Genomic DNA, 21,201 nt, shown 5'->3' on the forward strand with positions numbered 1-21,201 from the left:
ATAATTCGACAATTCGTGTCTGATTTCCTTTTTTGCAGGAAAGAATTAATCATCCAATAACTCTTTTCTCCAAAACACCAGCCATCTTTTTAGAGGAAAAGCCACGATGACCAAAAATGCAAGATTCAATATTAGCGTAGGCCACAGCCTGATATCAACAAAATCGACCATTGTCATTTGGACATGACCGATTAAACGATAGAATTGATAGACAATGAATTCGACTGCTGCCATGTTCAAGAGAGCAACTAGAATTGCTATGAATACATTCGATTGCAAGACTTTCATGACTTTGGTCGTCAAATAGACGGCAGCCGGAAATAAGAAAAGATTGATGCCGATGATCTCTGTGAAGAAAACATCATAAAGCAATCCGAAAAGCAGCGCATACCAAAGCGTATTGTTCCGTATATAATAAATGGCCATAAAAATGAGGATGGCCAATAAAAAATGCGGCGCCAGGATGCGTTCACCATGAAAAGCCTTTGCCGAAAACACCTGGGCAAAGACTCCTTCAAAATAAAAACTGAGGGCCAGAATCAAAGGGAGAATGAAGCGTTTCATTATTCCCCCTCCTTTTCTGTCGTTAAATCAAACGCATCAGATTTGGCGATGGTCCGGTCGATGACCATTACATGCTCCACATCATATAAATCTGCTGAAGGCTTTACATACGCCATTTGAGTCAAACCGTATTGGTCCGGTACAAGCTTTTCGATTTTCCCGATCGGGATCCCTTCTGTGAAAAGCCCTCCCATTCCGGAGGTCACGACATTTCTGCCTTTCTTGATATCAACATCGTAAGGAAGCCTTTTAAGGATCAGCATTTTTTTCTTCGCGTCATAGCCTTCTATCAATCCGAAAACATTTTTTTCGCCTTTTTCCCCTTGGACTTTGACAGAAATCCTGTTTTTCGGATCATTCGAGCTCAATAACTGGACAGTCGATGTGAACTGCTTGGAACTTTTAATCTTTCCAATGAATCCTTTAGCTGTGATGACAGCCATGTTCGGCTTCACTCCACTGGATAAGCCTTTGTCGATTTGCAGCAGCTCTTCCCACTGGACGGGATTTCGTGCGATAACCGTGGCTTGTGTAGGATTGTAGTCCCTTAGATTATCTTTGATATCCAGGGTTTCCCTTAAATCCTTATTATCTTTTTGTAGATCATTGACTTTCGCGTCAAGAGAGGCAAGCTCATCAAGGCGGGCTTTCAACTTTTTATTTTCAATGTATGTATTCTGCAGATCCTCAACATTTTGGATAAAGCCCGCTACTGCTCCAGCGGGCTTTGATACAAGATTCTGTCCAAAGCCGACAATATCAGAAATGAATTGTTCCGGCAAAGAAACATTTTCACGATCACGAAGAGAAAATCCAATCAATGCCACCAGTACAATGATGCTTACCAGCAATAATATCAGACGCTTATTTAAAAAGAATTGGGGCATGACTTACACCTCTATCATTTATTAGCGTGAATCTTTTGCTTTGTTCTTGAATAAGTGAATATGGTCCAGCGCTTTTCCAGTACCGATCGCCACGCAATCCAATGGATCTTCCGCAATCAATACAGGCATTTTTGTCTCTTCTCCAATTACTTTATCAAGGTTGCGAAGAAGTGCTCCTCCTCCAGTCAGAACGATGCCGCGGTCCATAATGTCCGCCGCCAATTCCGGTGGTGTCTTCTCGAGTGTGCTCTTGACAGCATCTACGATAGAGTAGACCGTATCATGCAGCGCATTGGCGATTTCGACTGCTGTGATTTCAATGGTTTTAGGCAGACCTGTCAAAAGATCGCGGCCGCGGATTTCCATGGATTCCATGTCTTCAGCACCGCCTGCAGAACCGACTTCCATTTTGATGGATTCCGCTGTACGGTCCCCGATCATCAGATTATAATTCTTTCGGATGTAACTGATGATGGATTCATCCATTTCATCACCGGCAATGCGGATCGATTGGCTGGTTACAATTCCGCCAAGAGAGATGATGGCTACTTCAGTGGTCCCGCCGCCGATATCGACAACCATGCTTCCTGTCGGTTCCCAAACAGGCAGGTTTGCACCGATTGCAGCAGCAAAAGGTTCTTCGATTGTATAGGCATCCCTCGCGCCTGCTTGACGGGTTGCATCAATGACAGCGCGTTCTTCGACTGCAGTGATCCCGGATGGGACACAAACCATTACATAAGGCTTGCTTGAGAACAATCCTTTACTTTTTACAGCTTGTCTAATGTAGTATTTCATCATGGTAGCAGTTGTTTCATAGTCTGCAATGACGCCGTCCTTCATTGGGCGAAGGGCTACGACGTTCCCAGGTGTGCGTCCAATCATGTTTTTAGCATCATTTCCGACGGCTACGATGCTTTTTGTATCTGTCTGCATGGCAACTACGGATGGCTCACGGACCACAATGCCCTTACCTTTTACGTATACCAGCGTATTCGCTGTTCCTAAATCGATTCCAAGATCTCTAGTTCCAAGTCCAAACATTCAAGTATCTCCCTTTCTGATACGAATTACTAAGGTTTCATGCTATTTTAATTTTCAAAAAATCATAGGTAATTTCATCATTTCGATTCGACAAAAATCGATACTCGTTATGAAAAATCATAAACTCTATTATATCTCAATGGCTGGTAAAATCATAGTGTCATAAATAACCTTTTTCCTTTAAGCTGATAAATTTCTTATCGCCGATAATTAAATGATCGAGAATATCGATTCCTATGATTTTCCCGCATTCTGCAAGCCTTTTCGTCACCTCTATATCTTCCCGGCTCGGAGATGGATCCCCTGAAGGATGATTATGGGCACATATAATAGACGCTGCAGAACGGCGAAAGGCTTCCTTGAAGACTTCTCTAGGGTGGACAATCGAGGCATTCAGACTTCCGACAAATACAGTCTGGCGGTGCAGGACTTGATTCTTGGTGTTCAGGTAGAGGCAGACGAAATGCTCCTGTGAAAGGAACCGCATATCATTCATGACGTAATTCGCCCCATCCTCCGGGCTCCTTATGACATAGCGGTCATCATACGTAAGATTGCTGATCCGGCGCCCAATTTCAACGGCAGCCATGATCTGGATGGCTTTTGCTTCACCGACACCCTTAATGGCTGTCATTTCCTCCAATGAAGCATCTTTTAGGAGCCTGAAGCCATCAAAGTGGGTGAGGACGCGATTAGCGAGATGAATGACCGATTCATTTTTAGTCCCAGTCCTTAAGATGATGGCAAGAAGCTCCTGATTTGAGAGGCTGCTTGCCCCATTATTGGCCATCCTTTCACGCGGACGCTCGTCAGTGGGATAGTCCCTTATCAGGATCGATTCAGTTTCCAAGTGGTTATTTTCCTCCTTTTAGAAGGACGGCGGGCAATAACCCCTAAATGTTCAGACCTGCGGATTTCAGCTCTCGATAAAGTCGGGAAACAGGAAGGCCGACCACTGCATAATAATCGCCCTTGATTTCTTTCACAAATAGCGAACCATACCCTTGGATCCCATAAGAGCCCGCTTTATCAAACGGTTCGCCTGTTTCGATATAGCGGTTGATTTCCTGGTCGGTCAAAGCCCAGAACGTCACTTCCGTTTTTTCAAAAAAAGAATGGGGCTTTCCATCCTTTATGATGGAAACGCCAGTATAAACAGAGTGTGTCCGGCCAGAAAGTTTTTTCAGAGTGGATTTAGCATCGTCAGAGTCGAGCGGCTTCCCAAGGATTTCATCGCCCAATGCAACTACCGTATCGGAACCGATGACAATACCTTCAGGAAAAGAGTCAGCCACCGTTTTAGCTTTCTTCTCAGCTAAGAGAAGGACTGCTTTATCGGGGGCAATTCCTTCAGGCAGATTTTCATCAGCATCGCTTGGGAAAATGTCAAATGGGACTTGAAGTTTTTGTAGAAGTTCTTTTCTGCGGGGAGATCCTGAAGCAAGGATTAAACGGTTCATCTTTCATCAAAACCTTTCCATTCAATATCAGTGGGAGATACAAGATAATCCTATCAAAAAGCCCCTGTCTTAACAAATGATAAACGACAAAAAAGACGAATATTTTTATCTTGGTCCCAAATAGGCAAAGCCGGGTACAAGATCGAAAATAATCGTCTTTTCGCAATATTTCCTAGAAAATATCAGTTTATGTCACTAATTTAATGATAAATAAGTGCTTAAAAAATCGAGGAGTGCTTGCTGGGCATCTCTCAGCTCTTTAGCATTTCCATTTTTCTTGAAGTTTTCTATCGCCGAGTAGCCATGAATCAGGTTCTTTTTCAAACTATTGATTTGTTTATTGGTGAAATCCCCCATCTGTTCGATGCTTTTCATTTTGTCAGTGACACCAGCATCCAGTTGAGCGTCGTTTCCTGCCAGCAAAGAGCCGCTCGTTTCAGACAGGAGAAGAAATACAGGGGCTGCTTCATTTAGAAATGATGCCTCTTGTCCTGATACCCCCTCAACCTTGATTTCACCTGCAGAAAATGTTTTTGCGAATACATCTATCTGCTGATCTTTCATTTTTTGCGCCTGTACCTTGGCTTCTTCTACTGTGCCGGCTGTACCGGAATATAAAAAGTATTGTTCCCCCTGCTTGGCGACTGAAGCGGGAAATCCTTTTGCTTCTATTTCTGCAGCTGTTGTTTTAGCAGCTTCTTCTGACGTAAAGATTCCGGCTTGGATGACAGGCACATCGAAGGAATTCAACGTCAGTGCTGTAGTTTTCCCGTCAGATTTCGCATCCACTCCAGCTCCTGCCCCCTGATTTTCTTCCCGCCCCAGCGAATTGACAGGTTCTGCTTTGCTCGTAAACAAATGAAGCATGACATAGCCCAGTACCAGCCCAATGATGATTGCTGTTGCGATGGAAAATACCAGATTCGACAGGCCGTTTTTCCGATTTGGTCCTTTCGGCTGAACCCAAGATTTTTTCGAAATGGCAGGGACGTACGAAATCTGTTTGAATTCTTTCAGTTCTTCTTGTTCCTGTTCCGGCTCAGGGAGCACCCACTCAAATGATTCATCCTCTTCAAGTGCTTCAGAAGCAGCCGCTGTTTCCTTTTTAGTTTCCTTCCAGTCATGCACCACTAAATTTTCTTCAAATTCCTTTTCTTCCCCATTGATCTTGATCCTGATGGAGGCTTCATTTTTTCCCGGCTTGTCCAATTTCCATTCCTCCCGCACAAAACATTTGCTTCATGCTACCATATCAGGGGTAAAAAAAAACAAGACTGGTGTCGTCTTGTTGGGTAAGGTTTTCGTCAATTTTCGTAAATCGGGATTTTCAAGGAAGTTCCTGAATAAACGACGTTTTCTTTTAAGTTGTTATAGGCTTTGATCGTCTCTTCCCCATCAGGAGAATGATAGTATTTCATGGCGATGCTGAACAATGTTTCTCCAGGCTGGACGATATGGGTCAAAACTTCGGCGGGATGCTTTGAGTCCATGTTCTGTTCATCAACAGTATTTTCTGAAGATGTCGAATCATCTGCTGCTGGGTCTGCCGGTGGAGTCTGCTCCTCTACTTGGCTTCCAGATTCATTAGCAGTTGCGCTTGAGCTGCCAGAATTATCAACCGGACCCGTCGGAACAAGCGGATTCACTTTATTGCTTGGCTGCGGAGCATCGATTAAAGGCAGGTCCTTTACCAAATCTTTTAATTCAGGGTAATAGAATATGGAAAGCGAAACGGTATACGACAATGGCATCCCTTTATCCAATGTAGTACGCGGTTCCCGATTTCCTGAGAAGCTGACAGAATCGATGCTGACAATCCGATCCAGCCCTTCAAGTTCCCCTAGGAAATTCATCAATTCATTGAATCCCGGAGATTCCACCTGCAGGTTGACCACCACGCGCTTCATTCCTTGCGGCAGTTCAATTTTCCTGACAGGTGCTGCCTCTTTCTTAGAATCCGTGCCATCTATAGCATTTTCCAAGTTTTCTTTCAGATTATCCAAAGTGTCAGCAGGGGTTTCAATCGTTGATGCAGCTACACTTCCGTTATCCTGAAAAGAAACTGACTTCACAGTGCTTCCAGAGGTGATCTGTGCCTGTTCCAAATTTAATATGAAGTTTTCTATCAATGGCTCTACCGGAATTTTCTTTTGCAGCTCAGTCGTTTTAATTGCCAAATCTTTTGTCGATTGATTCAATGTCTTATTATTGCTTGCTGTGAGCTGCTTTTCTTCTTTCAATTGTTTGTTAAGAAGGTCAATATCATTTTGATTGGGAATTAAAAGATACGCTGAAAGAAGAAACAGCAAAAGGACTAAGATCATTCCGGCCGTTAATAGGAAGGTTCGATTGCTCCATCTAGTTTTCATCTGCTTCACCTTCTTTTGCAGCAGTCGAATTCCTTATCGCATCACTATCAATCTGCACATTGTATTGTGCGATATAGCGTGGAAGCGATTGATCTGTCTCATCAACATTTTCCGTTACGATGCTGCTGAGTTCAGCCTTTTTCACAAAAAGAGAGTCTTTAAGGTTCTTAAGATAGTAAGCTGTTTCAGGGGCGGAATCAAATTGTACACTTAAAGAAACCTGATCCTGACCGCTGTAGGAGAATGTGAGGATGTAGCCCCGTTCAGGCAGCCTGCCCGTAATCTCCTTAATCAATGAGACAGTGGATATCGGATATGCCTCTCCCCATTGGATGGCACTCTTCAACTTAGCGACAGATTCCGTATCTTGTCCCTTTACATTCGCATTCTGCACAGTCCTAAGCTGTCTTTCATAATTTACTTGCTGCTGGAGGCTTTCTTTCTTTGCCAATAGGCCATGATAGTAAGTGCTTAGAAGCAGGGCTGCAAGAAGGAAAAGCAGCACAAAAATGCTGATGAATATTATTTTTTTATAAGGATGCTTTTTCTTCTCGATTAAATTAATATCTACCAGCAATGCTGTCACCTACTTTAATGATAGCCCGATGCACTCATTGAGCATATAGGGGATATTCATATCCTTTGTTGTTTGAAAAAAGGGCTGAGCAAGGGATTGGATATTAATTCCAAGCTGATTTTCCAATTCAGGAGTGAATTCTTCCAAAAAGGGATGGTCTCCTGTTATGGTGAATTTGTTCAGCTGATGTTCCCCTTTGGTCATGTTGTAGCGATAGAAATTGATGAGCCTGTCTATTTCTTGAACCATGATTTGGAGATGTTCTGCCTTTCCCGTTGGTTCATCAGGTGCTTCCATCACTTCAAACCCTGTCCTTGTCCTTTGCAATTCACCTTGCATAGTATCCGGCAGTGCCTGGTACCTTACGTAAATGGGTTTATGGTCATGGAAAATGGATAGCTGGAAGCAATCGACGAAAAGCTGGATCTGGAGCAGATGCTGATCCGGTCGATGCAGGTCTAGATGGTAATACAACCGGTAAAGGGACAGGATGGATAAGTCCATCACCTCTGGGCGGCATTTCAACTCTTCCAGCAAATTGATGTATGTCTTTACGACAGATTCCTTCACTGCCAGGAGAAGCACCTCTTTATAGCCTTCTTTTTGCTCGAGTTCCTCCACCTGCAAAACCGGATCTTCAAACGGAAGGTGAAGCGATTCCCCTATTTCCATGTATAGGTAGCCTTTTATTTCATCGGAAGGAATCTCCGCCGGGACTTGGACTTTACGTACAATTGTATGCCCGTCCAATAAATTCATATAAACGGGCAGTCTTTTAAGCCTGTTCTCCCCCATATATTGATCCAAGATAGTGAACAGGGTGTCGTAATCCTGAATTTCCCCTTCATGAATAAGCCCCGTTGGCAGGAGCTTTTGGCCATATTTTATTAAAGAAAAATTCTTCCCTGTCTCTAGGAATCGAAAATAGCGATCCGTAAACATCACATGTAGTTTACGCTGACCGCCAAGAATGAAAGCCATTCCACATCACACCTTACCAGAAAAATGTGTTTATATACCAATCAATGATGTCAGTTGAATAGAAGCAGCTTAAAATGGCTCCTAACCCGATGAAGGGACCGAATGGCACTGCTTGCCGCTTCCCATATTTACCGGCAGCCATCATGGCAATTCCATATATGGCTCCAGTCAGAGAGGCTAGACCAAAAGTCAGAAGCGTCGCTTTCAAACCGAGGAACACTCCTAGAACGAAAAACAGCTTGATATCTCCTCCACCCATCGCTCCCCTGCTTATGACTGCTATCAGAAGCAAGAGGCCAAATCCCACAACAGCTCCCACTAAGGAATCCCACCATGGCGTCAGCGGATCGAAAATCCTGATTAAAATAAAAAGCGGTAAAAAAACAAGCAGTACTTTGTCCGGGATGATCATATAATGGATATCCGAAACAAAGATGATTACCACTAGTGAAACTAGTAAAAATGCTCCAATTGTCTCCAGGCTCCATCCGAATCTCAAATAAGACAGAAGGAACAAGATGCCTGTCGCAAGTTCGATCAAAGGATAAATGAACGAAATTTTCACACCACAGTTCCTGCATTTACCTCGAAGGATTATGTATGATAAAACAGGGATCAATTCCAATGGACCAAGCGTCCTCTTGCAAACCGTGCAGTGGGAACGCGGAACAGAAATGGATTCTTTCTTCGGGACCCTGAGCCCCACGACATTATAGAAAGAGCCCAGAATGAGTCCCAAAATGAAAATCAGTAGGAGTAAAAGATACAACTCTATCAAACCTTTTTCTTATTATTATACTATATTGCCTATATCTTCGACACGATTAGATGAATGCCCTTCTCTTTTTTCAGCCTTTTTCGCGGGATGGAGCCGACTTCTGTCGGAATATGCGCCTAATGCCCCGGCCAAAAGCCAAAAATATGGGGCGACTGTCACTACACTGATATTAAAAAAGGCCTGTGCCATGTACCCCAATACCGCTGATAGCAGCACTGCAATGAGCAAAATGTCATTATTCCCTGCATCCAGTATAGCTTTCCTCCCTTTCCATAAAATGAAAAAGAGTAAGGATAAATGGACGATCAAAGCAGGTATTCCCATGGTAACAGCAATTTGAAGGTATTCATTATGTGCCTTGTCCACGATGATATCCGGATTATGCATGTATTTTTCTTTTCCCACTGGATCATCCGGAAACACATAAGCAAATGTGTCAGGACCAGATCCAAGCAGCGGATGGTCCTTAATAAGCGGAAGCCCTTTGCTCCAAATATACCAGCGGCTTGATCCCGCATGCTCATTTCCGTCGACAAGGGCAGAATTGGCGTCTTTGAAAATGCTCATGACTCTGCCGAAATAAGAAGAACTTTCTGTAATGCTGATTAGGAAGAAAATGAAAATGAACGCCACAGCCAGTAAACTGAATTTCTTTATTGAATTTCTATGTTTAGTATATAAAATGAATGCAAAAACGAGCAGCCCGATGCCTGTCCCAATCCATCCGCTCCTTGTCCCTGAGTAGAGCAGGGCGATGAAATGGATGCAGGAGATGCCGAAATATAGCAGCATGTCCCTTCTAGTATCCGCTATTAAATAAAAATAGGATGATAGAATGACGAATAGAACGAGATATGAGCCAAAGAAGTTTGGATTACCAAAATATGCGGCGCTTCTGCTACCGAATGAATTTCCATACTCTGAAATGATATAGTCCACACCAAAATGCTGCAGGATGCCGATAATCGAGATGAAGACACTAGAAATGACCGAGATGCGCAGCAAGGATCTGAATCGGTGAAGCGGAATCTTAGAGGAGTAGATCATAAAGAACAGGACGAAATAAGAAAACCAGGCTGTCAATCCTTCATATCGTTGATTGTAGCCATTGAGCGATATAGCTGGCTTGATTGATAGAATCGTAGAGAGTGAAATTAAAACTAACTGAATACCTAATAGAATGAATATCGGCGACCTATATGTACTTACTTCCACTTCCTTCCTCAGCCATTTTAGCATAAGCACAATCAATAAAAATGTGGCAAACATCGTCAGCACGAACCATTTCAGCTTCGTCCTTGAAATATAAATATTATCGATAATCACTATGTAAGGGAACAGCACCATAAACAGGAGCAGCCCCCTGGAAACGACCGTATCTAATCTACTCACTTCTTTCCCCCTTTTCTACTTAAAAAAAAGAAGGGCACGGATGCCCTTTTAATTTGAACGTGAAGCTACAGTTGATTCCATATTTAGTACTGATTCTTCTATATTGTTAAAATATTTATTTCCTGTAATACTATTTGTTGCTGTATCTTCCGCAGCTAATGTAATTCTATATTCTATTGTTTTACCATTTTTTGTGATTGTCACTGTACTATCTTTATCATAATTGGTATCTTTATCCGGATCTTTAGGAGCGCTATCAAGATAGCCATCAGTAACCAGATCATTAATAGTAACAGTATCTCCAGGTTTCACATCATTCCCAGCAACCGCCAACTTCGCAGCCGCAATGATTTGCAGTGCATTCGATTTGTGCGCATCTGCTTTACTCTTGTCAATAATTCCCCCGATACTCGGAATCGCAATGGCCGCGATGATTCCCAAGATGACGATAACAGCTAGCAATTCGACGAGGGTGAAGCCTTTTTGATTCTTGAGTGCTTTGATTCGTTTCAACATTCGTTTCTCCTCCTAGTACTTTTGAATTACTTCGAATCCTAAAAAAAGCCAATTCTATATTTAATCTATCTAAATATAGAATTGGCGGGGTGCACTACTCGCTCCAGATTACCCTAGTGCCCAAATTTGGGATAATCCTTCTTTGCTTCCAATTCTTCTCTCTCTATATAATTATTCTCATTATAATAGATATATAGTCTCTTTTCTATAAATAATGTGTCAATTGGAGAAATTAATTTTTTTCACTGAATATGGTTGAAAATGTCAAACATTGGGATGGCAATCGCAGCAACAATCGTCCCTACAACAACCGCTAGAAAGACGATCAATATAGGCTCCAGGAGCGACTTCAGCTGCTCTGTTGCCTGTTCGACTTCAGCTTCATAAAACTCCGCGATTTTGTCGAGCATATAGTCCAATGTACCTGACTGCTCTCCGATAGCGATCATCCTTGAGACAAAGACCGGGATTGCCCAATGTTCCTTCATCGGCTCTGCAATGGACTTTCCCTGTTCAAGGGACATCTTGGATTGATGAAGAACCCTGGAGATCACTTCGTTCCCGACGATTTTTTGAACAATCGTCAATGACTGCATGACCGGGACCGTAGCTGAAAACAAGGAACTGAGCGTCCTTGTCATTCTGGCCAATATTGCTTTTTGAAGGATCTTTCCGAATAAAGGTATCCTCAAAAGGGCGTAATCAATCCAATAGGTCCCGTCCTTTGTCCTTGTTTTCAAATAATAGAATGCAAATCCGATAAGGATTATCAATATCAGCCATACCCACCAGGACCCTTGGAAAAAACCGCTTAAATTCAACAGGAATTTAGTGATAGGCGGAAGGTCTGACCCGAAAGAAGCAAACATCCCTGCAAACCTCGGGAGGATGACAGTCAGCATAAAGACCACGACCCCAATCGAAATGGCCCCGAGTATGGCTGGATAAGTCATGGCTGCTCTCAGCTTTTGCTTCGTCGTATTCTGTTTTTCAAAGTAAACAGCTAGCCTCTCCAGGATTTCCTCCATCTGTCCGCCTGCTTCCCCTGCTTTCATCATATTGATGAAAATCGGGGGGAAGATGGATCTATGCTTTTCTGCCGCTTCTGAAAAGGACATCCCTGCCTGGATCTCTTCTTCCATATCATATAAAGCCCGCTTCAGCAGTTTATTCTCCGTCTGCTGGGCAAGTATTTTGGTGGCGTCGACTATCGTGATCCCCGCTTTGATCAGGGTAGAAAACTGACGTATGTAGATGACAAGCTGCTTATATTTCACTTTATCAAAGCCGAATTTGATTTCCTTGTAGAAAATCCCCTTAAGTTCTTCAATCGTGCGGATGGCAATGCCTCTTTCTTTCAACTGGCCCACTGCTTCCCGATGATTGACGGCTGTCACTTTCCCTTTGACAATCTCCCCTTTACGATTCCTTCCACGGTATTGAAATACTGGCATTACAATGCACCATCCGCCAAGAATGCCATCGCGGTCTCACGGGAGATTTTCTCCTGATCCAAAAGGGATTGTACACACATTTGCATTGTCTGCATCCCTGCTGCCTTGTTCGTTTGCATGACGCTGTGAATCTGATGGATTTTTTCATTCCTGATCAGGTTTTTGACCGCTGGTGTATTCATCATGATTTCAAATGCTCCCACCCGGCTCTTCTTGTCGGCTGAAGGAAGCAGCCTTTGGGAGATGACTGTATTTAAAACGGAGGCAAGCTGGATTCTTACCTGCGACTGCTGTGCAGGCGGGAACACGTCAATGATGCGGTCGATCGTCGTCGGTGCATCGGTCGTATGGAGGGTAGCGAGCACAAGGTGACCGGTTTCAGCTGCCGTAATCGCTGTGGAAATCGTTTCGATATCCCGCATCTCCCCAACCAGGATGACGTCCGGGTCCTGGCGGAGGCAAGCACGTAGTCCATCGGAAAATGATTTTGTATCAAATCCCACTTCCCTTTGATCAATGATGCAGGCCCCATGCTTATGCAAATATTCAATCGGATCCTCGAGAGTAATGACATGCTTGCGGACAGAGCGATTCATTTCATCGATCATGGCAGCTAAAGTCGTGGACTTCCCGCTGCCTGTCGGACCTGTTACCAAAATCAACCCTTGCTGCTGCATCGCTGCTTTCTTTAATATCGGAGGCAGGCGAAGCTCTTCAAATGATGGGATTTTCGTCGGGACTACCCTGATGGCGAGACTGATGCATGACCTCTGGTGGAAGGCATTGACACGGAATCTCGAGACTCCTTCAATCCCATAGGAGAAATCAAGCTCCCCTTTTTCTTTGAAGGTCTGCCATTGATGAGGGGGGATGATGGATTTGGCCATCCCTTCCGTCTCTGCAGGTTTAAGGGATTCTTTCCCGTAATGCTTCAAATCTCCATTCAGTCTCATGACAGGCGGGACGCCGACTGTAATATGTATATCAGATGTCCCCAATTCAAATGCTGCTTTTAAAATGCTGTCCAAACGATCTTTCAATCCAATCTCCCCTATTCTTCCATTGCCACACGCAGTATTTCATTTATCGTGGTCAATCCAGACTTCGCTTTCAGCAGCCCATCGTCAATCAAGAAAAGCATCCCTTTTTTCAATGCCGCCATTTTTAATTCTTGCATGCTTTTATTGTTGTAAAGGAGCTGCCTCATTTCATCATCGAGGACCATTAATTCATGAATGGCCATCCTTCCTTTGTATCCGCTCTTCTGGCATGCCGAGCACCCTTTGCCGCGATAGAGCTTTTGTATGGTCAGCCCCCGTCGTTCAAAGAGCTTTTTTTCCATTTCTGTAGGTGTATATTCTTCCTTGCATTCCTGGCAGATCTGACGGACAAGGCGCTGGGCCACGACCCCGGATAATGCCGAAACCACAAGATAAGGTTCTATGTCCATATCCAAAAGCCTTGGAACAGTGGATATGGCTGAGTTGGTATGCATCGTACTTAAGACTAAATGACCAGTCAAGGCAGACCTGACGGCAATTTCCGCTGTCTCATGGTCCCTGATTTCCCCAATCATCAAGATATTGGGGTCCTGCCTTAAAATGGACCGGAGCCCGTTCGCGAATGTCAATCCAATCTGAGGATTCACCTGTACTTGATTGATGCCTTCAAGCACATACTCAACCGGATCCTCAATCGTGACGATATTGACTTTTTCCGAATTCAAGTGATGCAGGGAAGCATACAACGTTGAGGTTTTCCCTGAACCTGTCGGCCCCGTCAGTAAAATGAGCCCTGAAGGTTTTTCAATCAACTTGATGAAATTCTGCAGGTTCAATTTATTGAATCCTACCTGAGAGATTTTGATGACGACATTATCAAGGTCCAATATCCGTATGACAATTTTCTCACCATCAACAGTCGGCAAAATGGAAATCCTCAGATCAATCGATGCCTGCTGGATATCAAGCTTGATCCGGCCATCCTGCGGAAGTCTGCTTTCTGTGATATTCATGTTTCCTAGAATTTTGATTCTTGCCACCAGAGAAGGAAATATCGCTTTTGAGATGACCCGTTCTGTCTTTAAAATCCCATCGATCCGATATCGAATGAGCACCTTGGATTCATGGGGATCAATATGTATATCGCTTGCCTTCATTTGGACGCCTGCTAAAAGTATTTGATTCACCAGCTTGACTGCCGGTGCTTCCTCTGATTCCAATTGATTGATTGATGCCAAATCTTCTTCAGTATAGCGTTCATCCATATGATAGTATTTATGGATTGCTGCAACGATTTCATCCTTTGTCGCAATGACTGGTTTTATTTGAAAACCGGTTGAAATCTTCAAATCATCCATGGTGAAATAATCCATTGGATCATTCATCGCCACTGTCAGATCCTGGCCATCCTTTGCGATGGGAATGACGAGATTCCTTAAGGCAAAATCCTTCCCGATGAGCTTGCACAGGGAGGAATCAACCGGATATCGGTGCAGGACGATATGGGGGATCCCTAATTGAAATTCAAGCACCTCAATCAGTTGTCTTTCATTGATGTACCCCCGCTCCACAAGTGCATCTCCAAGCTTCTGTCCTTTCTTCTTCAAAGAAAGAGTTTCTTGAAGCTGTCCCTCCTGAATGATGCCCGTCTCGACCAGTAAATCTCCTAAACGTTTCCGTTCTTTCATTTTTAACGTCCCTTCAATTGTAAAATTCTTTCAACTTTTGGACTATTTACATTATATTATAAAGTAATAGAGAAAAATTTCGAGAGAATAATATGCAAGCGGGGAGAAAACATTTAAATGTTGAAAAATAGTAGAGGAAATACACTGATCATCGTTTTAGTGACCATTAGCATACTTTTAATGGCTGCTGTGCTGCTGCTCCCTTCTTTATCACAAAGGGAATCAACCAGTGAAAGGGTTTATCATAATCTTCAGGTCACTGAAATGGCCAATTCCACCATGCAGTCGCTTCTGACCGAGCCTAAGACATTATTGAATGCAGCTTATTATACCGGATCGACACCTTTTATCCTCACTACTCCTGATGGGGACAAGGTGGATGTGTATATCATGGCTAAGAATGAAGCTGGACAGACCCTTCCATTGAATCTAATTAACGCAGTAACCCACTACTTTGAAGTAAGTGCGGTATATGGGGATAGCAATCACAACAAAACGAAGGACGCAGACGAAAAATTCTATACGTCCAAAACGATTTCCAGCAATAAAAAAGTGGTGGAAACCAATCCACAAAAACCGAGTGTCAAGTTTATCAAATACTTAGAAACTGCAAAGGATTTATATTTCGATATAACCACTGAACCTAATTTCATCGTGAAAATATATAAGGCTGTAAAAGACTCTAATGAAAAGTATACAGGAACCTCCACTCTAGCCTCTTTTTCGCGATCTACCAGTACAGGATCTAAGTATGTAGTTCACAATGCAGTTTCGGGAAACATTTTCTGCATTAAGTCCGTCAATCCTTATACCAATATGGAGAGCGAATGTGTATTTTTTGAACTGAACACAGAGGGGAACTTAAATGATGGACTAGTCATTAAGATTATTAATGGACAAACTATTTATGAAGGAGTCGGTCCCGAATTATACACACAGGGAAAATTGATCATCACAAGCGGCGTTCAATATACACAAACGTCAAATAAAGATTATATCAATTATTCGGGCGACCTTGGGGTGACCGTTTCTACTAATGCACTCCTCAGCCTCGCCAGCAACGGGCATGGCACTATTAATATCTCCTCATCCCAAGGAAATATAGTGATAGAAGGAAACGCAACGATTAATACCGATGCAAATAGTAAAAAAGACAGTTCCATTACACTGACTGCCTTAAATGGAAATATTATTATTGATAATTCTATAATTACAGGAGGAAGAGATATAACTTTTAACGCAAAAAATATTTCAGCTTCGAATGCAAAGGTACAATCCGACAGTGGGCCGATCAGCTTCATCATCAACTCTAGTTCCACCTCTAATAAAGGTCTTATCAAGGTTCCCGGACTTCAATTAAATCAAAATGCATCTGCATCGCCTACACAATATTTGACCATCTGTGGAACAGTGGCAACCGGAAGCGTAAATGGCCAAAAGACATTTGTCACTTGTGCCCCTTAAACCCAAAAACCCATCTTCTGCCCTTTAGAAGATGGGTTTCATTGTTGTTCTTTCAACAAAAGATTAAAACTATACTGAATGGTTTTCTCCCCGCTTAGTTGGATGGTGAGAGCTTTATTGCTATTCGAAAAAGTAGAATTAGGGACTTCTTTTCCCGTCTTTGCATCCAACAGCTTTATCTGCTTTATTCCGGAAAATGCCTCCCCTTGAGCAGTGAAAGAAAAAGAAGATAAATCAGTGCAAACATCTTCATAGTGGTACATGATTTGCTGGGTTGCATTAACATTAAACGAATGGCAAGTTCCCTCTTTAAGTCTGACCCTGATCTCCTGTCCTGCAGAATAATAGATTTCTACCCCAGATGAAAAGGTTTGTTGGAGAAGCATTCTAGCTGCTTCGTCGTTCCCCTCCTGGATACTCATGGAGCTCCTTTGTGAAATGAAGTGGTTGGATTGAAGGAGAAATCCAGTTACTACACCAATCACTAAAAGAAAAATGGTCATTGCCGCAAGCATCTCAACTAATGTGAATCCATTTTCTGTCCGGATTTTTTTTGTTATTATTTCCATTTCACACCTACCACCAATAGCTTCGGGACTACTGTTCCGCTGCTGTTCAAATAATGGACAATAGCTGAAACAAATACAAAACTATTTTTATCCATGCTCACAAGATAAGTTGGGGAAGAAGAGAGATCCGTTACCATTGAATAGACGGTATACCCATCTATCAGCTGGTTGGAAGGCGGCATAGTATTATTTTTATTCAGTTCCTCTGCCTGCTTTGCCAATTCCTCATTGGCAATCTCTAACGCCCTTCCTTTTGTATCTGACCTCATATCTGCAAAAGTGAAGAATCCAGTCAATTGCAGGAGGAGAACAGCTGCCACTGCTAATAGTGTAATAGAGATAAGCACTTCGATTAACGTAAAGCCTTTCTGATTTTTCATCCCATCACTTCTTTATTTTATTATCGTCTCGTTATCATAGATGGTTGCCGGATCTTCACTTGCATTGCCGACAGGATTTTGGTTCTCTCCTGCTGTTTGTCCATTTTGTCCATCCTCTGCATCTTCAGGGGGTGAAACAGCTGCACCATTCTGGTTTGAAGCAGGTGCATCACCTTTTTGTCCTGCGCCAGGTGCATCACTTTCTGCTACTCCCCCGTCACCTCCTTGATTTTCAGCAGGAGGAGCTTCCACTTCTTTGTATACCCTCTTATCAATCGGCAAATAAAAATCCTTAGAAATCAGTTCCTTTAAAAGCGGAAGTTTTCCAAGCAATGTTTCCTTTACAATTTCCACGGAATATCCTTCTCTGCCGGACTCACTTTTCACTTGATCCTTTAATGGCACGAATTCGACTATTTCCCTTGGAGGATAGGTTTTCCTATTTTTTTGAATGACCTTGTAGCTGAACGGATTCCCTTCCATTTTCAGTTTCATGGCCAAGCTGCCTGATGCATCTGAAAAACTTATGATTTGGACCGGATGGCTGTCCCCATTATAAAGCTTCAAATCATAATCCTTTGATATTTTCGCTTCAAATCCTTCTTTGATATTTTCCGGCGGATATTCACTCGTATGCCTTTCGACGATTTTCAAACTGCTGTGCAACGCGGCTTCATACATCATGGAAGCTGCAATCGTCATAAATTCATCTGAATAAGTCAATTCGTGCTTCTCTATGTATTCCTTTAAGGAAAATAATTCTCCTGGCTGCAACTCTATCATACCGGATTCCTTGACCCACTGTGCAAGCGTGTCCGTTTCCTTGATATGATCATAGATGGTTTGGAAATCTTCGGTATAAGCCCCGCCAATCAAGTAGTCTGAAAGATTGACAATCAAAGGAGCATTGGAGAGCGTCTGTGCATTCTTTATTAATTTTTCATCCAATCCATCTTTATCAAGAGAGGATTCCAGCAAGCTGATATCCATCGAGCGAAGCAGCGCTCCCCATCGGTCGTCCCGCACATTCACCTGCAGTTGATTTTTTTTTCCATCTACTGCTGATTCAATGGACCCTTGTAGATCAAATTGAAAGAATCCAGGTGCAAGCTGCTGCTCCTGGTTCAGCAATTGAACGTTTATTTTGGCATTTTTCATCCATTCATTCGTTCTTTCAGTGAGTTTTACTGATGCAGCCTGCTCATTCAAAGAAGAAACATCGACTCCCCCTATGTAAGTCCCTTCAGAAAAAATCTTTCCAGGTAAAAAAGTCTGAATGGCAAAAGTGCTTGCTTGGGAGAACACAACTAAAAACAGCACGGCAATCAAGAGTGTCAGTGTCATTTGGACCATATTTTTCTGTTTCAATTGCATCCTCCCCTTTAATCTAACGACTCTCTCCGTTTTTCATCGAGATAGATCATGAGATCCTCATATTCTACATCCCCGCCTACAACCTCTTCAAACGGTGTATCCTGCCGTTCTTTCGAGAAAGGTTCTGGTTCGGGGGGTGAGGGTTCGTGGTCTTCTATTAGCGAAAAGCGGTTTTTATATATTTCTTCAATATCCTCATCGAAGTCATCGTTTGTCAGTGTAAGACCAGGTAAAACATTTTCAGGCTGACTGCTATGTAAATCATCCATTTCATCTCTTGGAGAAATCTCGTCGATTATGTATTGAAGTTCTTCTTCAATTGCCATTTCTTCCTGAGTGTCACTTATTCCGATTAAAGAATCGTCTTCAACAGCAGCAGTTTCTGCCACTGCAATAAGCGGGAGATCCAACAACTCTTCAGATTTTTCCTTCTCTACCTTCAGGCCGATGGATATATCTGATTCGTTTATAAATGCTTCAGCTTTTTTGATTTGTTCAGAAAAAGAGAAATACGGTACAGGCAGTGATGGTTGACCTGTAATTTTCTCTCCAATAATAGTTCCTTCTTCTTCTGCGGCCTGCATGTCCAGTCTATTGCCTGCTAATAATCCGACTGCTAAAACCAAAAGAATTGTCAGCAGCAGAGTATAGACCCATGTAAGGTAAAGGAGCATCATGTATGCTGCACCGAAAAGAAGGAGGCTCAAACCAAAAATGATCAGCTTGACGTTTCGATTCCACCTAAAAGGCATAAAGAAAAAAATCAATGAAAATACCAGCATAGAAATGGCGAACGAATACAGCTTAATCATTTTGGCACCTCCAATGTATATAATCCCATTATACTAAGCATATTAGATTATGTTTATAAGAAACTCTCTTTTTTAATAAAAAAAACCAGCTGGTTAGAGCTGATTTTCAATATTATTTCACATACTCCGCCACTCGGTTCCTTCCCGCCCGCTTTGCACCGATGTAAAGTGCTCTGTCGGCATGCCTGATAAGAGATAGGGCATCATCAGCATCTTTAGGAGCTGTAGCAACCCCTATGCTTGCCGTAATCCTGACCATCAAGCACTTCCGTTCATCGGCCAGATTGTTATGAAGGGTAAACGGTCGATTGGCTATCGTTAGACGTACCGTTTCTGCAAGGGAAGTAGCTTCTTCCTTGCTTACATTTGGCAGAAGGATGACAAACTCTTCTCCGCCATAGCGGGCAAGAGTGCCATAATTTCCAATCAATTTTGAAAGGCGGTCAGCCATTTCCACTAGTATTTCATTCCCGCTTTGATGTCCATATGTATCATTCACGACTTTAAAATGGTCAATGTCAAGCATGATTAAGGAAATTTCTTTTCTGTTTCCTTTATTGAATTCCTCATACTCATTTGTCAGCAGGTTCTCAAAGTAGCGGTAATTATATAGGTTCGTCAGTGCGCATCTTTCACTGTTCCGCTTTGTTTCTTCATAATGACGGCCATTCTCTATGGCCACAGCAAAATAAGAGCAGAGCATGTCCACAATCATCAGCTGATATTTTTCATATGCCTTTTTCCTGGTGGATGCAAGCAGAAGGACGCCGACCGTTTCCTGATTCCTTAAAATAGGAACACTCAGGACGCTCTCAACATTTGGAGGCATATATCCATTTGCGATCCCGCTCCATTCAGATTTGTCATTGAACAGGACGGATTTCCCTTCGGCCCATACCACCCCGCTGATCCCCTGATTTTTTTTGAGCGGAATCAAATCATTATCTTTCTGCTCTCCCATTTCGACCCTTCTTAAAAGGTCGAGCTTGTCCCCTTCTACACTTAAGATGTACGCATAGTCGACAGGCAGATTCTGTGAGATTTTCTGGATGAATAAATCGAGCACTTCATCTACTTTAAGCCGCTGTGTCAGCTCATGTCCGATTTCTACTGCCTTTTGGATATAGTCATTGATCTTTTCCGTGGAATTATACATCCGAAGGACGAGCGAGACACTGACGAATGGCACGCCTAAAAGGAATATTGCCACTACGCCTAATTCTTTATATAAGAAAAATAGGGCGATGGAAAAAGGGTAGACCATCATGATGGCAAGCGTTTCCCAGGTAAGATCCGCTCCAAAAAACTTGTATTTCAATCCTATCATATTCCTGGATACATACAGCAGCAAATGATTCAGAATGTAATAGCAGATTTCATGGATGGCTGCAGGCAATAACACATGATGAATGTCTGGATCTCCTACATGTCCTCCGACAGCAAAAAAGATCATACCGCTTATCGTAGAAGCCAGGAAGAACATTAGGGAATTAAGCGGGAGCCGATAAATGTCGACTTTTCCAACACCTACGCGGAACATCAATAGAATGATAGCCAATTGCAAGATCAGGATGGAGAAGAATAAATTAAATGATAAAAGGGCTGCTAAGGTGACCCATTGGATCATGAAAATAGTAATGCCATTGATGGTGATTGGGAAAAAAGTGATGATTGCTGCCAATAGAAGGAATAATGCCATATCCAATGGCTTTATCTCAGCTGGAGGGTAATAAAGATAGGTCAGATAAAGCCCAGCAGGGACGATGGCTGCCCAGGAAATCCAAAAAAACATTGAAACACTTCGTTTAATGCTCATCATTACCCTCCATTTTTTTAGTCAAATAGTCACAAGTTTGAAAATATTTTACCAAATACAGGACGACTTGTCACT

General features: G+C 42.7%; 21 protein-coding genes and 1 riboswitch. Of the genes, 1 reads left to right on the forward strand and 20 read right to left on the reverse strand.

From position 1 onward, the window contains the following. Positions 1-45 precede the first annotated feature (45 nt). The 15 genes from mreD to ABTV07_RS14870 all read right to left on the reverse strand — a co-directional run bounded on the left by mreD (position 46) and on the right by ABTV07_RS14870 (position 14,711). A complete protein-coding gene (gene mreD, locus ABTV07_RS14800; protein ID WP_433743425.1) occupies positions 46-564 on the reverse strand; it encodes a rod shape-determining protein MreD in 519 nt (172 codons plus the stop codon). After that, entirely contained in the window at positions 564-1,451 is an 888-nt protein-coding gene (gene mreC, locus ABTV07_RS14805; RefSeq protein ID WP_433743427.1) for a rod shape-determining protein MreC, read from the reverse strand. Before mreC ends, mreD begins: the two co-directional genes overlap by 1 nt. Positions 1,452-1,472: 21 nt before the next feature. After that, on the reverse strand, positions 1,473-2,495 hold the full coding sequence (locus tag ABTV07_RS14810; protein ID WP_433743428.1) for a rod shape-determining protein: 1,023 nt from the start codon (positions 2,493-2,495) through the stop codon (positions 1,473-1,475). A 160-nt stretch (positions 2,496-2,655) separates the two neighbouring features. Next, complete coding sequence (gene radC / locus ABTV07_RS14815; RefSeq protein ID WP_433751279.1) at positions 2,656-3,285, reverse strand: RadC family protein; 630 nt, start codon at positions 3,283-3,285, stop codon at positions 2,656-2,658. Positions 3,286-3,388: 103 nt separating this feature from the next. Continuing rightward, positions 3,389-3,955, reverse strand: a complete 567-nt coding sequence (locus ABTV07_RS14820) for a Maf family protein (protein WP_433743430.1) — start codon at positions 3,953-3,955, stop codon at positions 3,389-3,391. A gap of 195 nt (positions 3,956-4,150) precedes the next feature. After that, positions 4,151-5,164 (reverse strand): SPOR domain-containing protein, encoded by a 1,014-nt coding sequence (locus tag ABTV07_RS14825; RefSeq protein WP_433743431.1) that lies wholly within the window; start codon positions 5,162-5,164, stop codon positions 4,151-4,153. Between the two features lie 95 nt (positions 5,165-5,259). After that, on the reverse strand, positions 5,260-6,324 hold the full coding sequence (locus ABTV07_RS14830; protein WP_433743433.1) for a LysM peptidoglycan-binding domain-containing protein: 1,065 nt from the start codon (positions 6,322-6,324) through the stop codon (positions 5,260-5,262). Then, on the reverse strand, positions 6,314-6,901 hold the full coding sequence (locus ABTV07_RS14835; RefSeq protein ID WP_433743434.1) for a hypothetical protein: 588 nt from the start codon (positions 6,899-6,901) through the stop codon (positions 6,314-6,316). Before ABTV07_RS14835 ends, ABTV07_RS14830 begins: the two co-directional genes overlap by 11 nt. Before the next feature lie 9 nt (positions 6,902-6,910). Next, positions 6,911-7,882 (reverse strand): type IV pilus biogenesis protein PilM, encoded by a 972-nt coding sequence (gene pilM / locus ABTV07_RS14840; RefSeq protein ID WP_433743435.1) that lies wholly within the window; start codon positions 7,880-7,882, stop codon positions 6,911-6,913. A gap of 13 nt (positions 7,883-7,895) precedes the next feature. Continuing rightward, on the reverse strand, positions 7,896-8,588 hold the full coding sequence (locus ABTV07_RS14845) for a prepilin peptidase (RefSeq protein WP_433751281.1): 693 nt from the start codon (positions 8,586-8,588) through the stop codon (positions 7,896-7,898). 87 nt (positions 8,589-8,675) lie between these two features. Then, positions 8,676-10,052, reverse strand: a complete 1,377-nt coding sequence (locus ABTV07_RS14850) for an O-antigen ligase family protein (RefSeq protein ID WP_433743437.1) — start codon at positions 10,050-10,052, stop codon at positions 8,676-8,678. A 48-nt stretch (positions 10,053-10,100) separates the two neighbouring features. Then, entirely contained in the window at positions 10,101-10,568 is a 468-nt protein-coding gene (locus ABTV07_RS14855) for a prepilin-type N-terminal cleavage/methylation domain-containing protein (RefSeq protein WP_433743439.1), read from the reverse strand. A 74-nt stretch (positions 10,569-10,642) separates the two neighbouring features. Beyond that, positions 10,643-10,727: riboswitch (cyclic di-GMP riboswitch) on the reverse strand. An 83-nt stretch (positions 10,728-10,810) separates the two neighbouring features. After that, positions 10,811-12,022, reverse strand: coding sequence for a type II secretion system F family protein (locus ABTV07_RS14860; RefSeq protein ID WP_433743440.1), 1,212 nt, complete (start codon positions 12,020-12,022; stop codon positions 10,811-10,813). Further along, entirely contained in the window at positions 12,022-13,062 is a 1,041-nt protein-coding gene (locus tag ABTV07_RS14865) for a type IV pilus twitching motility protein PilT (RefSeq protein ID WP_433743442.1), read from the reverse strand. The genes ABTV07_RS14860 and ABTV07_RS14865 overlap by 1 nt, the downstream gene beginning before the upstream one ends. 11 nt (positions 13,063-13,073) lie before the next feature. Further along, the gene (locus tag ABTV07_RS14870; protein WP_433743443.1) at positions 13,074-14,711 is read right to left on the reverse strand and encodes a GspE/PulE family protein; all 1,638 of its coding nucleotides are present in this window, start codon (positions 14,709-14,711) and stop codon (positions 13,074-13,076) included. A gap of 117 nt (positions 14,712-14,828) precedes the next feature. Between ABTV07_RS14870 and ABTV07_RS14875 the strand changes: the two genes are divergently transcribed. Then, entirely contained in the window at positions 14,829-16,175 is a 1,347-nt protein-coding gene (locus ABTV07_RS14875; RefSeq protein ID WP_433743444.1) for a type II secretion system protein, read from the forward strand. Positions 16,176-16,213: 38 nt separating this feature from the next. Here ABTV07_RS14875 and ABTV07_RS14880 read toward each other — a convergent pair whose 3' ends face one another. The 5 genes from ABTV07_RS14880 to ABTV07_RS14900 form a co-directional block, all read right to left on the reverse strand. Next, entirely contained in the window at positions 16,214-16,744 is a 531-nt protein-coding gene (locus ABTV07_RS14880; protein ID WP_433743446.1) for a PulJ/GspJ family protein, read from the reverse strand. After that, a complete protein-coding gene (locus ABTV07_RS14885) occupies positions 16,735-17,124 on the reverse strand; it encodes a type II secretion system protein (RefSeq protein WP_433743448.1) in 390 nt (129 codons plus the stop codon). Before ABTV07_RS14885 ends, ABTV07_RS14880 begins: the two co-directional genes overlap by 10 nt. A 12-nt stretch (positions 17,125-17,136) precedes the next feature. Beyond that, the gene (locus ABTV07_RS14890; protein ID WP_433743450.1) at positions 17,137-18,492 is read right to left on the reverse strand and encodes a VanW family protein; all 1,356 of its coding nucleotides are present in this window, start codon (positions 18,490-18,492) and stop codon (positions 17,137-17,139) included. Positions 18,493-18,506: 14 nt separating this feature from the next. After that, positions 18,507-19,310 (reverse strand): hypothetical protein, encoded by an 804-nt coding sequence (locus ABTV07_RS14895; RefSeq protein ID WP_433743452.1) that lies wholly within the window; start codon positions 19,308-19,310, stop codon positions 18,507-18,509. A 112-nt stretch (positions 19,311-19,422) separates the two neighbouring features. Then, on the reverse strand, positions 19,423-21,126 hold the full coding sequence (locus tag ABTV07_RS14900; protein ID WP_433743453.1) for a sensor domain-containing diguanylate cyclase: 1,704 nt from the start codon (positions 21,124-21,126) through the stop codon (positions 19,423-19,425). Between the last annotated feature and the right edge of the window lie 75 nt (positions 21,127-21,201).

Source organism: Falsibacillus pallidus, from assembly GCF_050990905.1.
GTDB lineage: Bacteria > Bacillota > Bacilli > Bacillales > DSM-25281 > Falsibacillus > Falsibacillus pallidus_A.

What these genes read in the sequence shown, in the direction of transcription:
- pilM (WP_433743435.1), bottom strand. Translation starts at nt 7,882, where the DNA reads ATGGCTTTCATTCTTGGCGGTCAGCGTAAACTACATGTGATGTTTACG.
- mreC (WP_433743427.1), bottom strand. Translation starts at nt 1,451, where the DNA reads ATGCCCCAATTCTTTTTAAATAAGCGTCTGATATTATTGCTGGTAAGC.
- ABTV07_RS14810 (WP_433743428.1), bottom strand. Translation starts at nt 2,495, where the DNA reads ATGTTTGGACTTGGAACTAGAGATCTTGGAATCGATTTAGGAACAGCG.
- ABTV07_RS14880 (WP_433743446.1), bottom strand. Translation starts at nt 16,744, where the DNA reads ATGGAAATAATAACAAAAAAAATCCGGACAGAAAATGGATTCACATTA.
- mreD (WP_433743425.1), bottom strand. Translation starts at nt 564, where the DNA reads ATGAAACGCTTCATTCTCCCTTTGATTCTGGCCCTCAGTTTTTATTTT.
- radC (WP_433751279.1), bottom strand. Translation starts at nt 3,285, where the DNA reads ATGGCCAATAATGGGGCAAGCAGCCTCTCAAATCAGGAGCTTCTTGCC.
- ABTV07_RS14895 (WP_433743452.1), bottom strand. Translation starts at nt 19,310, where the DNA reads ATGATTAAGCTGTATTCGTTCGCCATTTCTATGCTGGTATTTTCATTG.
- ABTV07_RS14875 (WP_433743444.1), top strand. Translation starts at nt 14,829, where the DNA reads ATGTTGAAAAATAGTAGAGGAAATACACTGATCATCGTTTTAGTGACC.
- ABTV07_RS14820 (WP_433743430.1), bottom strand. Translation starts at nt 3,955, where the DNA reads ATGAACCGTTTAATCCTTGCTTCAGGATCTCCCCGCAGAAAAGAACTT.
- ABTV07_RS14885 (WP_433743448.1), bottom strand. Translation starts at nt 17,124, where the DNA reads ATGAAAAATCAGAAAGGCTTTACGTTAATCGAAGTGCTTATCTCTATT.
- ABTV07_RS14870 (WP_433743443.1), bottom strand. Translation starts at nt 14,711, where the DNA reads ATGAAAGAACGGAAACGTTTAGGAGATTTACTGGTCGAGACGGGCATC.
- ABTV07_RS14900 (WP_433743453.1), bottom strand. Translation starts at nt 21,126, where the DNA reads ATGAGCATTAAACGAAGTGTTTCAATGTTTTTTTGGATTTCCTGGGCA.
- ABTV07_RS14860 (WP_433743440.1), bottom strand. Translation starts at nt 12,022, where the DNA reads ATGCCAGTATTTCAATACCGTGGAAGGAATCGTAAAGGGGAGATTGTC.
- ABTV07_RS14855 (WP_433743439.1), bottom strand. Translation starts at nt 10,568, where the DNA reads ATGTTGAAACGAATCAAAGCACTCAAGAATCAAAAAGGCTTCACCCTC.
- ABTV07_RS14830 (WP_433743433.1), bottom strand. Translation starts at nt 6,324, where the DNA reads ATGAAAACTAGATGGAGCAATCGAACCTTCCTATTAACGGCCGGAATG.